This window comes from Promicromonospora iranensis, from assembly GCF_028994775.1.
GTDB lineage: Bacteria > Actinomycetota > Actinomycetes > Actinomycetales > Cellulomonadaceae > Promicromonospora > Promicromonospora iranensis_A.
This window is the reverse complement of record NZ_JAJQMN010000010.1, coordinates 85,035-97,705: the sequence shown is the minus strand read 5'-3', so window position 1 is coordinate 97,705 and position 12,671 is coordinate 85,035. Positions and strand designations below refer to the sequence as shown.

13 protein-coding genes are annotated in these 12,671 nt (G+C 70.3%); all 13 read right to left on the bottom strand.

Going from position 1 to position 12,671, the window contains the following annotated elements; genetic code table 11:
- Positions 1 to 48: 48 nt before the first annotated feature.
- A complete protein-coding gene (locus tag LUU90_RS19250; RefSeq protein ID WP_275005407.1) occupies positions 49 to 942 on the bottom strand; it encodes a F0F1 ATP synthase subunit gamma in 894 nt (297 codons plus the stop codon).
- 3 nt (positions 943 to 945) lie between these two features.
- Positions 946 to 2,574 carry a F0F1 ATP synthase subunit alpha gene (gene atpA / locus LUU90_RS19245; protein WP_275005406.1) on the bottom strand — a complete coding sequence of 543 codons (1,629 nt, stop codon included), beginning with the start codon at positions 2,572 to 2,574 and terminating at the stop codon, positions 946 to 948.
- A gap of 56 nt (positions 2,575 to 2,630) precedes the next feature.
- Positions 2,631 to 3,443 (bottom strand): F0F1 ATP synthase subunit delta, encoded by an 813-nt coding sequence (locus LUU90_RS19240; RefSeq protein WP_275005404.1) that lies wholly within the window; start codon positions 3,441 to 3,443, stop codon positions 2,631 to 2,633.
- The gene (locus LUU90_RS19235; RefSeq protein ID WP_275005403.1) at positions 3,443 to 4,021 is read right to left on the bottom strand and encodes a F0F1 ATP synthase subunit B; all 579 of its coding nucleotides are present in this window, start codon (positions 4,019 to 4,021) and stop codon (positions 3,443 to 3,445) included. The genes LUU90_RS19240 and LUU90_RS19235 overlap by 1 nt, the downstream gene beginning before the upstream one ends.
- Positions 4,021 to 4,251, bottom strand: coding sequence for an ATP synthase F0 subunit C (locus LUU90_RS19230; RefSeq protein WP_275005402.1), 231 nt, complete (start codon positions 4,249 to 4,251; stop codon positions 4,021 to 4,023). The genes LUU90_RS19235 and LUU90_RS19230 overlap by 1 nt, the downstream gene beginning before the upstream one ends.
- A gap of 128 nt (positions 4,252 to 4,379) precedes the next feature.
- Positions 4,380 to 5,252, bottom strand: coding sequence for a F0F1 ATP synthase subunit A (gene atpB, locus LUU90_RS19225; RefSeq protein WP_275005400.1), 873 nt, complete (start codon positions 5,250 to 5,252; stop codon positions 4,380 to 4,382).
- Between the two features lie 157 nt (positions 5,253 to 5,409).
- The gene (locus tag LUU90_RS19220; RefSeq protein ID WP_275005399.1) at positions 5,410 to 5,868 is read right to left on the bottom strand and encodes a hypothetical protein; all 459 of its coding nucleotides are present in this window, start codon (positions 5,866 to 5,868) and stop codon (positions 5,410 to 5,412) included.
- Positions 5,865 to 7,109: an MraY family glycosyltransferase gene (locus LUU90_RS19215; protein ID WP_275005397.1), complete on the bottom strand. Its 1,245-nt coding sequence runs from the start codon at positions 7,107 to 7,109 to the stop codon at positions 5,865 to 5,867. The genes LUU90_RS19220 and LUU90_RS19215 overlap by 4 nt, the downstream gene beginning before the upstream one ends.
- Positions 7,106 to 7,813 carry an L-threonylcarbamoyladenylate synthase gene (locus LUU90_RS19210; protein WP_425596267.1) on the bottom strand — a complete coding sequence of 236 codons (708 nt, stop codon included), beginning with the start codon at positions 7,811 to 7,813 and terminating at the stop codon, positions 7,106 to 7,108. Before LUU90_RS19210 ends, LUU90_RS19215 begins: the two co-directional genes overlap by 4 nt.
- A 46-nt stretch (positions 7,814 to 7,859) precedes the next feature.
- Positions 7,860 to 8,819, bottom strand: coding sequence for a peptide chain release factor N(5)-glutamine methyltransferase (gene prmC / locus LUU90_RS19205; RefSeq protein ID WP_275005395.1), 960 nt, complete (start codon positions 8,817 to 8,819; stop codon positions 7,860 to 7,862).
- A 162-nt stretch (positions 8,820 to 8,981) separates the two neighbouring features.
- Positions 8,982 to 10,073, bottom strand: coding sequence for a peptide chain release factor 1 (prfA, locus tag LUU90_RS19200; RefSeq protein WP_275005393.1), 1,092 nt, complete (start codon positions 10,071 to 10,073; stop codon positions 8,982 to 8,984).
- Positions 10,074 to 10,273: 200 nt separating this feature from the next.
- A complete protein-coding gene (gene rpmE, locus LUU90_RS19195; protein WP_275005392.1) occupies positions 10,274 to 10,492 on the bottom strand; it encodes a 50S ribosomal protein L31 in 219 nt (72 codons plus the stop codon).
- A gap of 168 nt (positions 10,493 to 10,660) precedes the next feature.
- Positions 10,661 to 12,523 (bottom strand): transcription termination factor Rho, encoded by a 1,863-nt coding sequence (rho, locus tag LUU90_RS19190; RefSeq protein ID WP_425596266.1) that lies wholly within the window; start codon positions 12,521 to 12,523, stop codon positions 10,661 to 10,663.
- Positions 12,524 to 12,671 lie beyond the last annotated feature (148 nt).

Sequence of the window (12,671 nt, the reverse complement as noted above, 5' to 3'; positions counted from 1 at the left end):
GCTTCGGTGGGCCGGAGGGTCCTCCGGCGGGGAGTCTTTTCGGTCGGTTCAGGACGCCAGGGCGTCGGCACCGGAGACGATCTCGCTGATCTCCTGGGTGATGTCCGCCTGACGTGCCTGGTTGGCCAGTCGGGTGTACGTGCGGATCAGGTCCTCGGCGTTCTCGGTCGCCGTGTGCATGGCCCGCTGACGCGCGGCGAGCTCGGACGCGGCGGCGTCGAGCAGCATCGCGTAGATGCGCTGCTGCACGTACCGCGGGAGCAGCTCGTCCAGCACGGCCTCGGGCGACGGCTCGAAGTCGTAGAGCGGCAGGGCCTCGTGCTCGTCGGCCTCGGACACGCCCTCGACCACCTCGAGCGGCAGCATGCGCACCACCCGGGCCCGCTGCGTCACCATGTTGACGAACAGCGTGGAGACCACGTGCATCTCGCTGACACCGCCGTCGGACTCCTCCGCGAGGAACACCTCGAGGAGCGTCTCGGCGATGTCCTGCGCCGCCTCGGGCGTCGGCTTCTCCGAACCGTACGACCAGCTCTTGGCGATCTCCCGCCCACGGAACGTGTAGTACGCGACCGCGCGGCGGCCAGCCACGTAGAGCACGACCTCCTTGCCCTCGGCCGTCAGCTGCCCGACAAGCTTCTCGGCCTCACGGACGATCGCCATCGGGTAGGAGCCGGCCATGCCCGCGTCGGAGGAGACGACGAGCACCGCTGCGCGGTTGCCGCCCTCCTCCTGCGTGAGCGGGTGGTCGATGTCCGTGTGCGACGCGACAGCCGACACCGCACGGGTGATCGCCTGTGCGTACGGCGCCGCCGCCGCTGCCGCCGCGCGAGCCTTGCCGATGCGGGAAGCGGCGATCAGCTCACGCGCGCGGAAGATCTTCTTCAGCGACTGCGTCGACTTGATCCGCGCCTTGTAGATGCGCTGAGCTCCACCGGCCACGGGTCAGGCCTTCTTCTTGACGACGATCTGCGCCTGCTCGACGTCGACGGGGCCGTCCTCGGTGCTGCCACCGACGAGCGGCGTGCCGTCGCTCTTCTGGAAGCCCGCCCGGAAGTCGTCCACGGCGGCGCTCAGCGCCTCCTCCGTGTCGGACTCCAGCTTGCCGGACTTGAGGATCGTCTCCAGGACGTCGGTCTTGCGGCGCAGGTGGTCCAGCAGCTCGGACTCGAACCGCTTGACGTCCTCGACCGCGACGTCGTCGAGCTTGCCCTTGGTACCGGCCCACACGGACGCGACCTGGTCCTCGACCGCGAACGGCGAGTACTGGGGCTGCTTGAGCAGCTCCGTCAGGACGGCACCGCGCTGCAGCTGCGCGCGGGACGCCGCGTCGAGGTCGGACGCGAACATCGCGAACGCCTCGAGCGAGCGGAACTGCGCCAGCTCCAGCTTGAGCGTGCCGGAGACCTTCTTCATGGCCTTGATCTGCGCGTCACCACCGACTCGGGAGACCGAGATACCGACGTCCACGGCGGGACGCTGGTCGGCGTTGAACAGATCGGACTGCAGGAAGATCTGGCCGTCCGTGATGGAGATGACGTTCGTCGGGATGTACGCCGAGACGTCGTTCGCCTTCGTCTCGATGATCGGCAGACCGGTCATCGAGCCCGCGCCCAGCTCGTCCGAGAGCTTCGCACAACGCTCGAGCAGACGGGAGTGCAGGTAGAAGACGTCACCCGGGTAGGCCTCGCGGCCCGGCGGGCGGCGCAGCAGCAGCGACACGGCACGGTAGGCCTCGGCCTGCTTCGACAGGTCGTCGAAGATGACCAGGACGTGCTTGCCCTGGTACATCCAGTGCTGGCCGATGGCCGAGCCGGTGTACGGCGCGAGGTACTTGAAGCCTGCCGGGTCGGACGCCGGAGCCGCGACGATCGTCGTGTACTCGAGCGCACCGGCCTCCTCGAGGGCGCCACGCACGGCGGCGATGGTCGAACCCTTCTGGCCGATGGCGACGTAGATGCAGCGCACCTGCTGCTTCGGGTCCCCGGTCTCCCAGTTCGCCTTCTGGTTGATGATCGTGTCGACCGCGATCGCCGTCTTGCCCGTCTGGCGGTCACCGATGATCAGCTGACGCTGACCACGGCCGATCGGGATCATCGAGTCGATCGCCTTGATGCCGGTCTGCAGCGGCTCGTGCACCGACTTGCGCTGCATGACGCCGGGCGCCTGCAGCTCAAGGGCACGGGTGCCCTCCGTCTCGATAGCACCGAGGCCGTCGATGGGGGTACCCAGCGGGTCGACCACACGGCCGAGGTAACCCTCGCCCACGGGGACCGACAGCACCTCACCGGTACGGCGGACCTCCTGGCCCTCCTCGATGCCGGTGAACTCGCCGAGGACGACCACACCGATCTCGCGGACGTCCAGGTTCTGCGCGAGTCCGAGCGTGCCGTCCTCGAAGCGCAGCAGCTCGTTGGCCATCACACCCGGGAGGCCCTCGACGCGGGCGATGCCGTCCGCTGCGTACGCGACGCGGCCCACCTCCTCGGCGACCGCTTCCTGGGGCTCGTAGGACTTCACGAAGCTGTCCAGTGCGGCCCGGACCTCGTCCGGCCGGATCGTCAGCTCAGCCATTGCTCTTCTCCTGTCGTGGCCGCGAAAGCCGCGGCGGAAGGTTCATGTTCACGTGTTCAGCCGGCCAGCCGACGCGATGCGTCCGCAAGGCGCGACAGGACGGTGGAGTCGACGACGTCCGCGCCGACCTGGATGCGCATGCCCCCGACGATTGCCGGGTCCACGGTGACGTTCAGCTGCACAGGCTTCCCGTACGAACGCTCGAGCAGCGCACCGAGGCGCTGCTCCTGCTCGCGCGTGAGCACTGTCGCGCTCGTCACTGCGGCGACAAGACGCTTGCGACGCTCTGCAGCGACGTCGCCGAACCACCCGATCGTCTGCACGAAGCGACGGCCCCGCAGTGCGGACGTCGCCCGCTGCGCCAGACGCTGCGTCACCACGTCTACCTTGCCGCCCACCAGCGAGTCCACGAGCGCCACACGGCGCTCGGGAGCCGTCGAGGCGTCCGAGAGAACCTGCTTGGCCTCGCGCTGACCGTCGAGCCCTCGGCTGACCCGGAAGAGCTCGTCCTCCACGGTCTCGAGCGACCCGCGCGCCTCGGCGGACGCCAGGACGGCGTCCACACCGAGACGCTCGACGGCGTCGGCCAGGTCCGCGTCGCTCGCCCAGCGGGACCGGACCAGGCCGGAGACCAGGTCGACCACACGCTCGTCGAAACCGCTCAGCAGGTCGGCCACCAGGCCGGCCTTGGCCTCACCCTCGCGCGAGGGGTCGGCGAGCGAGCGGCGCAGCGCAGCGGAGTCGTCCAGCGCCGACACCAGGGTGAGCAGCTGCTCACCCAGGGCCAGAGCGTCCGTACCTGCGGCGCGCAGCACCGGCTCGAAGCGCTCCTGCGCCGCCGTCAGCGATGCCCCGCTCGATCCCCGCATCACGCCTCCTTGTTGCTTGCCACGGCCTGGCTTGCCTCGAGCTCGTCGAGGAAGCGGTCAACCACGCGCGACTGCCGAGCCGAGTCCTCGAGGGACTCGCCCACGATCTTCGACGCCAGGTCGGTCGCGAGCGCGCCGACCTCTGTGCGCAGGGACACCGAAGCGGCCTGACGGTCGGCCTCGATCTGGCGACGGGCGGTCTCGGTGATGCGCGCCGCCTCCTCGCTCGCCTTGACCTTGAGGTCCTTGATGATGGCGGTGCCCTCGGCACGCGCCTCCTCACGGACCTGAGCGGCGTCCGCACGCGCCTCGGCGAGCAGCTGCTGCTGCTGAGCCAGCGCCTCGTCAGCCTGCTTCTGCGCCTCCTCGGCCTTCGCGATGCCACCCTCGATGAGGCTGGCGCGCTCGTCCAGGACGGCGTTCATGCGGGGCAGGACCAGCTTGTAGAACACCGCCGCGATGATCGCCATGACCACCGCCGACCAGAAGATGTCGTATCCGGCGGGCAGGAACAGCTCGATACCCTGCGGCTCTTCTGCTGGCGCCGCTGCTCGGGCGGCGCTCGAGTGCGCCACCATCACTGGAACAGGAAGCCGGCGACGAGCCCGAGCAGTGCGAGCACCTCCACGAACGCGACACCGAGGAACATGGTGGCGCGGAGCTGGCCGGCGACCTCGGGCTGGCGAGCCATGCCCTCGATCGTCTTGCCGATGAGGATACCGAGGCCGATACCCGGGCCGAGCGTGGCGAGGCCGTACCCGAGCGTGTTCACGTTGCCGCTGACCTCGGCGAGAGTGATGACGTCCACTTGCGTCTTCCTTCCGTTGGGCGCCGGACCGGTCGGTTCGGCGTCGCATGGTGTGCGGAGGCGCTGGTGCGCCCGTCGCGGGTTTTCCAGGTGAAGCTATGCAGCGCCGCCAGGAGAAGGGAGCAGTCTCAGTGCTCCTCCTCCAGCGACATGTTGATGTAGGCCGCGGCCAGCAGGGCGAAGATGTACGCCTGCAGGAAGGCGACCAGAACCTCGAACAGGGTCATGAAGATGCCGGCCGGGAGCGTGAGCGCTCCGAAGATCATCAGCCCGGTGCCTGCCGAGTCCACGACGAAGAACTGCGTAGCAGCGAAGCAGAGCACGAGGATGATGTGGCCGGCGACCATGTTGGCCACCAGTCGGACCATCAGCGAGCCCGGCCGGATGATGAGGAGCTGCAGCAGCTCGATCGGCGTCAGGATGAAGTAGATCGGCCACGGTACCCCGGGCGGGAAGAGGTTCGCCCTGAGATAACCGCCCAGCCCGTGCTTCCGGATGCCGACCGCCCAGTAGGTGACGAACACCCAGAGCGCGAGGACCAGCGGCAGCCCGATTCGCGAGGTACCGGCGAGGTTCAGGCCCGGGATCACACCCGTGAGGTTAAAAGCCAGGATGCTCAGGAAGATGGTGGTGAGCATGGGCACGAAGCGACGAGAGCGCTCCTTGCCCATGATCTCCTCACCGATCTGGACCCGGACGAAGCTCAGCAGGAACTCGACGCCTGCCTGGAACCGACCCGGTACCACCTTCGCCCGGCGGGCGGCGATCACGAAGATCGACAGCAGCACCAGGGTGGCGATGATTCGGATGATCCAGAGGCGGTCGATCTGGAAGATCGTGCCCTCGAAGAGGATGGCCGACGGGAAGAAGTCGGAGATCGACGGCGTGTGGAAGCCGCCCTCACCCTCGTGGCCTTCGGTGGCGGCGAGGATTACGGACGTCGCATGCGTGGACAGGAGGACTCCCAGGTGGTCATTAGGCCCTGCGCGCGTTCTCCGCAAGTGGCGGAACGGGCGCGCCATCGGGCCTGGCCGTCATGGATTCGGCGTAAGCCTAACCTATATCCCACGTGGTTTTGGCCGTGGAACCGCATAACACAGCCCCTTGTGACGTAATGCGCAACCTGGCGCGCGTACCGCACCAGGACACCGGGACGGGTCAGGCCTCTGCGTCGGGTCGGACGTACGGGACCTGGCCGCTCTTGACCGCACGATAGTCAAGCAGCGCCGAGCCGACGGCGCCGACCAGCACCACCGCCATGAGCGTCCAGCGGTCGTAGAAGTCGAGTCCGGCCAGCGCCGCCAGCACGCCGATCAGCACGGCGATCTTGATGAGCCAGCCGCCCATCACGATCGCACCGGTGGCCGTCGGGCCCTTGCCCACCGCGAACAGCATGGACAGGACGGTGCCCCCGCAGAACAACCCTGCGAGAGCGGCGCCGACCAGGGCTCCCCACACGCCAGGCAGGCCGGCGAGCAGGTAGCCGGCGATCGAGCCCAGGACCGCCAGGCCGGCCACCAGCAGGAGGCCGTCCCGCCCGGCGACGCGCAGCACGGCACGCTCGGCGGCAAAGCTCTCGCCGGCAGGCTGCGGCGCGGTCGGGTTCTGCTCGGTCATTCGATGGTCTCCTTGGTCTTGGGCGCAGAGCTCAGGTGAGCAGCGCTCGGGCGGGCGCCCTGCGGGACGACGCGCGGCTCCGCCACACCGGCCCCGACCGTGGCGGGGACCCTCGGTGTCTGGCCGGAGAGCGCGGCGACGTCGTCGTCCAGGAAGCGGCCGCGGTGCCGCAGCGGGCCCAGGGTGGCCAGCAGCGCGAGCACGACGAACACGGTGGTCCAGATCAGCACGATCTCCCAGTCCCACTGCACGAGCGCCGCGGCGCTGAAGGCGAACACGGCGGTCCACACGTACAGGATCACCACGGCACGGCGGTGGGAGTGGCCGAGGGCGAGCATGCGGTGGTGCAGGTGCATGCGGTCGGGGGCCATGGGCGACTTGCCGGCGGCCAGCCGCCGGATCACCGCCAGGCCCATGTCGAGCAGCGGCAGCATGAGCACCGCGACCGGCAGCAGCAGCGGGATGAACGCGGGCAGGGCCTGGGCGCCGGACATGACGCCCGGCGGGATGTTGCCGGTCACGCTGATCGCGGCGCCCGCCATCACGAGCCCGATCAGCATCGACCCGGCGTCCCCCATGAAGATGTGCGCGGGATGGAAGTTGTGGGGCAGGAACCCGACGCACACGCCCACCATCACGGCGAGCATGAGCGACGCGAGGCTGGCGTAGTTGTCCGCCGACACCTGCTGGGTGAGCCCGTAGGTGTAGAGGAAGAACGCGGTGCCGCCGATGGCGACGATGCCGGCGGCCAGCCCGTCGAGGCCGTCCACGAAGTTCACGGCGTTCATCGCGATCACGATGATCAGCACGGTCACCACGAGCGACATGCGCGACGACGTGATGGTCACGCCCGCGATCGGCATCGTGATGAGCTGGACGCCCTGCAGCGCCATGAAGCCGGCGGCCAGCACCTGGCCGGCGAGCTTCGTGATCCAGTCGAGGTCCCACTTGTCGTCGGCCCAGCCGAGCGCGCACACGATGGCGGCCCCGCCCACGATGCCCCACGCCTGGGGATCCCTGAACACGCCGGACAGGAACGGCATCTGGGAGGCCAGCAGGACCGGCACGATGATGCCGATCAGCATCGCCAGCCCACCGAGGCGCGGCGTCGGCACCGAGTGCACGTCGCGCGCCCGGACGGCGGAGATCGCCGAGGTCTTGAGCGCCACCCAGCGGGCGAACGGCGTGGTCAGGAACGTGACCGCGGCGGCCACGAGCATCAGGAGCAGGTACACCCTCACTCGTCGTCCTCCGCGGCACCGGCCGGGAGATCGCTCGGGTCGTCCTCGGGCGACGTCCGGGTTCCTTCGACGTCGGCCACCTCGCGCAGCGCCTCGAGCGACACGGCGCCCTCGCGGACGACGCGCAGCGTCGGACCCGTCGCGTCCACGATGGTGGAGGCGACGCCGCCCGGCGCCTCGCCACCGTCGAGGTAGACGGCCACCGAGTCGCCGAGCTGACGCTCGGCGTCCGCCACGTCCTGCGCGGCCGGGCTGCCCGACTTGTTCGCGCTGGAGACGGCCAGCGGGCCGGTGCGCTTGAGCAGGGCGAGCGCCGCGGGGTGGTCCGGCATCCGCAGGGCGACGGTGCCGCCGGTGTCACCGAGGTCCCACTGCAGCGACGGCTGCGCGCGCAGGATGATCGTGAAACCGCCCGGCCAGAACGCCTCGACGAGCTTGCGGGCCTCGTCGGGCACGTCTGTGGCCAGGCCGTCGAGGGTCGCCACCTCACCCACCAGGACCGGCGGCGGCATCTGCCGGCCGCGCCCCTTGGCCGCGAGGAGCGCGGCTACCGCGGCCTCGTCGAACGCGTCGGCACCGATGCCGTACACGGTGTCGGTGGGCAGGACCACGAGCCCGCCACGGGAGATCGCATTCACTGCCTCGTCGATCGCTGGGCCCCAGGTCTGCGGGTCGGTGGCGTCGAGCACGGGCTGTACAGGCACACTCACGCGCAACAGTCTTTCACGATCCGGGCCCCGGGTGATGCCCTCATCGCCCGTGCCCGGCGTTCCGCCCCGGGCCCAGCCGGCGCGCGAGCACCATACGAGGCCGGCCCGTCAGGTCCTTGCGGGTCTCGGGCTCCCCGAACGTGGGCCGCCCGTCGGCGTCACGCGACGCCGCGACCATGTCGCGCGCCGCCTCCGCCTGGACCTCCGCGTGCTCCATGACGTACAGCCCGCCGGGTCGCAGCAGCCGCGCGGCGGCGGCCGTGATGCCCCGCGGCACCTCCAGCCCGTCGGGACCGAGACCGTACAGCGCGACGGCCGGGTCGTGCTCGGCGACCTCGGGGTCCACGGGCACGGCGTCCGAGGGCACGTACGGCGGGTTCGAGACGACGACGTCGGCCAGGCCGTCGATGCCGTACAGCGCGGTGCGGGCGTCGCCCTTGACGAGCCGCACGATCCGCTCCGGCGTGCCGCCTGTCTCGATGCCCGCTGCCGCCGCCGCCGCGGCACTCATGGCGTCGACGTTGCGCTCCGCCCAGGCGTGCGCGTCCTTGGCGAGCTCGACGGCGTGCACCTGCGTACCGGGCACCTCGGTGGCGACGGCCAGCGCGATCGCCCCGCTGCCCGTGCACAGGTCGACGACGACGGCGCTCTCCCGCTCGCCGACGACCTTGGCCGCCTCGTCGATGGCCGCCTGCGCCACCTCCTCGGTCTCGGGCCGGGGCACGAAGACCCCTGGGCCCACCGCGAGCTCGAGGTGCCGGAACGCCGCGACCCCGGTCAGGTGCTGCAGGGGCTCCCGGGCGGCTCGGCGGGCGACGAGCCCGGAGAAGACGGCAGCCACGTCGTCGGGCACCTCGCGGCCCAGCACGACCAGTCGCCGCAGCTCCCCCCGGTCCACGCCGAGCGCGTGCGCCAGCAGCACCTCGGCGTCGGCCCGGGGCGACGCGACCCCGGCGCCGGCCAGCTCCTCAGCAGCCCACTTCACCAGCCGTGCACTCACCGCACTCCTCCGACCACAGCAGCTCCGACCACAGCAACTCCGGGCACAGCAGCTCCGGGCACATCGGCTCCGGGCACATCAGCTCCTGACACAGCAGCTCCCGACACAGCACGAGCCTGCTCCTCCGCCCGCCCAGCGGGCAAGACGCCCGAACGCGAGGCCTCAGACACCGGACGCCGCCGCGAGCCGCGCCGCCTCGTCGGCCTCGATCGCCGAGCGCACCACGGGGCCCAGGTCGCCGTCGAGCACCTGGTCGAGGTTGTACGCCTTGTACCCGGTGCGGTGGTCCACGATCCGGTTCTCGGGATAGTTGTACGTCCGGATCCGCTCGGATCGGTCCACGGTGCGGACCTGCGAGCGGCGCATGTCGGCGGCCTCGGCCGCGGCGGCCTCGGCCTGCGCCGCCAGCAGACGGGCACGGAGCACACGCATGGCCTGCTCGCGGTTCTGCAGCTGCGACTTCTCGTTCTGCATGGAGACGACGATGCCCGTGGGCACGTGCGTGATGCGCACCGCGGAGTCCGTGGTGTTGACGGACTGCCCGCCGGGGCCGGACGAGCGGTAGACGTCGATCCGCAGGTCGTTCTGGTCGATCTCGAGCTCGCCCGGGTCGTCGACCTCGGGGAACACCAGCACTCCGGCCGCCGACGTGTGGATACGGCCCTGCGACTCCGTGACCGGGACCCGCTGCACGCGGTGCACGCCGCCCTCGTACTTGAGGCTGTGCCAGACGCCGTCCTCCGGGCCCTGGACGCTCTTCGCCTTGACCGCGACCTGCACGTCCTTGTACCCGCCGAGATCCGACTCCGTGGCCTCCAGCAGCTGTGTGGACCAGCCCTGCTGCTCGGCGTAGCGCAGGTACATGCGCAGCAGGTCCGCGGCGAACAGCGCGGACTCCTCACCGCCCTCGCCCGCCTTGATCTCGAGGATGACGTCGCGGCCGTCGTCGGGGTCGCGGGGCACCAGCACGCGGCGCAGCTTCTCCTCCGCCACCGCCTCGGCCTGCTTGAGGCTCGGCAGCTCCTCGGCGAACGACGCGTCGTCGACGGCGAGCTCCGCGGCGGCCTCGGCGTCGTCGTGCGCCTGCTCCCAGGCGCGGTACGCGCCGACCACCTGGTTGAGCTCCGCGTACCGCCGGCCCAGGGTGCGCGCGCGCCCGGGATCCGCGTGCACGGCGGGGTCCGCCAGCGCCGACTCGATCTCGGTGTGCTCGCTGAGCAGCGGCCCGACGGCGGCGAACGACGACTCGGTCACGATGGTTCTCCTACCTGAAACGCCCACCCGCCCCGTTGAGTGCTGGATATCTGTGCGATTCGGCAGGCCGACTCGACAAATACCCAGCACTCAACGGTGGGGTGGGGTGAAGAGGGTGGGCAAAGCAACAGCGCCGGCGGTCCGGTACCCGACTGCCCCTGGAGAGGTTGTCGGGCCGGACCGCCGGCGCTGCGAAGTCGCTACTTGTCGTCGGCCTTCTTGCCGTAGCGCGCCTGGAACCGGGCCACGCGGCCACCGGTGTCCATGATCTTCTGCTTGCCCGTGTAGAACGGGTGGCAGGCGCTGCAGACGTCGGCGTTGATCTTGCCGGACGTCTCGGTGCTGCGCGTGGTGAACGTGTTACCGCAGGTGCAGCTGACCTCGGTGACGACGTACTCGGGGTGGATTCCAGCCCTCATGATGCTCCTTGATGTGATGCCGCTGGGTCGCCCTGCAGAACAGCAGTGACGTGAACCAGCGAGCCAGCCAATCATTCTGCCACTACCTCACCCGGATGGGCGAGGAAGACTGGTGTGACGTAGGTCAGACGGCGCTGTTGCCGCCTGAGCCTGCGGTTCCGCTGGGCCTCAGACGGTCTCGCCGACGTTGTCGTCCTCGGTCAGACCGCCCGGCGTCGTCTTCTGCACGTGCAGCAGGAACTCGACGTTGGTCTTGGTCTTCCGCAGCTGTCCGAGCAGCAGCTCGGCGGCCTGCGTCTGGTCGAGCGCGCCCATGACGCGGCGCAGCTTGTAGACGATCGCGAGCTCGTCCTTCGACATGAGGATCTCCTCGCGTCGCGTGCTCGAGCCGTTGACGTCGATCGCCGGGAAGATGCGCTTCTCGGCCAGGGACCGCGACAGCCGCAGCTCCATGTTGCCGGTGCCCTTGAACTCCTCGAAGATCACCTCGTCCATCTTCGACCCGGTCTCGACCAGGGCCGTGGCGAGGATCGTCAGCGAGCCGCCGTCCTCGATGTTGCGGGCGGCACCGAAGAACTTCTTGGGCGGGTAGAGCGCAGCGGCGTCCACACCACCGGACAGGATGCGGCCCGACGCCGGGGCGGCCAGGTTGTAGGCACGCGACAGGCGGGTGATGCCGTCGAGCAGCACCACGACGTCCTGCCCCAGCTCCACGAGGCGCTTGGCGCGCTCGATCGCGAGCTCCGCGACCAGCGTGTGGTCCGAGGCGTGCCGGTCGAACGTCGAGGAGATGACCTCGCCCTTGACCGAACGCTCGAAGTCGGTGACCTCTTCCGGGCGCTCGTCCACCAGCACGACCATGAGGTGGACCTCAGGGTTGTTCAGGGAGATGGCGTTGGCGATCTGCTGCATCATCAGCGTCTTGCCGGCCTTGGGCGGCGCGACGATGAGGCCGCGCTGGCCCTTGCCGATCGGCGCGACGATGTCGATCACGCGCGGCGTGAGCTTGGTCGCCTCAGGGTTCTCGAGGCGCAGGCGCTCCTGCGGGTACAGCGGCGTCAGCTTCGTGAACTCGGGACGCTCGCGCGCCTCCTCCGGCGTCATGCCGTTCACGGAGTCCAGGCGCACCAGGGCGTTGACCTTGTTGACCTTGGCGTTGCGCCCGGTCGGCTGCGTCGGCGGCTCCTCGCCGTCGCGCGGCTGGCGCACGGCCCCGACGACGGCGTCACCGCGGCGCAGACCGGCCTTCTTGACCTGGTTCAGCGACACGTAGACGTCGTTGTTGCCGGGCAGGTAGCCCGAGGTCCGCACGAACGCGTAGTTGTCCAGGATGTCGAGGATGCCCGCGACCGGCAGCAGGACGTCGTCCTCCCGCACCTCGGGGACGTTGTCGAGCCCCGCGACGTCCGGACCCTGACGGCCGCGGCCACGCTTGCGGTCCCGACCACGGTCCCGGCCACGACGGCGGCGCGAGTTGCGGTCCTCGTCCAGCTCGTTGGCGCGGTCGTTGGCGCGCTCGTTGTTCCGCTCGGCGTTGCTCCGCTCAGCGTTGCTGCGCTCGGCGTTGTTGCGCTCGGCGTTGCGCGCGGCCCCGCGGTCGGTGCCACGCTCGTTGGCGCGGGCGTTCTGCCGACCGGCGCCGGCCTGGGCGCCACGACCCTTGTCGTCGCCCGACTTCTCGACGTTCCCCTCGGGGGCGCCCTGTCCGCGACCGGAGCGGCGTCCGCCGCCCTGCTCGCGCGGGGCGGCGACGGCCTCGGCCAGCTCGGCCAGGCGGGCGGCCTTCTCGGCATCCGTGCTCGCGTCGGCGCGCACACCCGAGGCGACGACCTCGGCGGCGGCGACCGGCGCCTCGGCACGGGCAGGCTTGGTGGTGGTGGGCTTCTCGGCGGCGGAGGCGGCACGGTCCGGACGCTTCGTCGCGCCGCCCGTCTTCTCGCGGATCGTGTCCACGAGGTCGCTCTTGCGCATCCTGGAGGTGCCCTTCACGCCCAGGTCTCCGGCGAGTGCCTGGAGCTCGGCGAGGCGCATGCTGCTCAGTGCTCCGGTGCCGGCCGTGCGGCCGGCGGCTGACTGAGCGTTATCGGTGGTGTCTGTCACGAAGGACCCTTCCCCCTCGAACTGCGGCTTGTCGCGTGATCGCGGGCCGCGGGATGGTGGGCGCCCGGCGCTGAATGGC

What these genes read in the sequence shown, in the direction of transcription:
- LUU90_RS19235 (WP_275005403.1), bottom strand. Translation starts at nt 4,021, where the DNA reads ATGGTGGCGCACTCGAGCGCCGCCCGAGCAGCGGCGCCAGCAGAAGAG.
- rpmE (WP_275005392.1), bottom strand. Translation starts at nt 10,492, where the DNA reads ATGAGGGCTGGAATCCACCCCGAGTACGTCGTCACCGAGGTCAGCTGC.
- rho (WP_425596266.1), bottom strand. Translation starts at nt 12,523, where the DNA reads ATGCGCCTCGCCGAGCTCCAGGCACTCGCCGGAGACCTGGGCGTGAAG.
- LUU90_RS19240 (WP_275005404.1), bottom strand. Translation starts at nt 3,443, where the DNA reads ATGCGGGGATCGAGCGGGGCATCGCTGACGGCGGCGCAGGAGCGCTTC.
- LUU90_RS19220 (WP_275005399.1), bottom strand. Translation starts at nt 5,868, where the DNA reads ATGACCGAGCAGAACCCGACCGCGCCGCAGCCTGCCGGCGAGAGCTTT.
- atpA (WP_275005406.1), bottom strand. Translation starts at nt 2,574, where the DNA reads ATGGCTGAGCTGACGATCCGGCCGGACGAGGTCCGGGCCGCACTGGAC.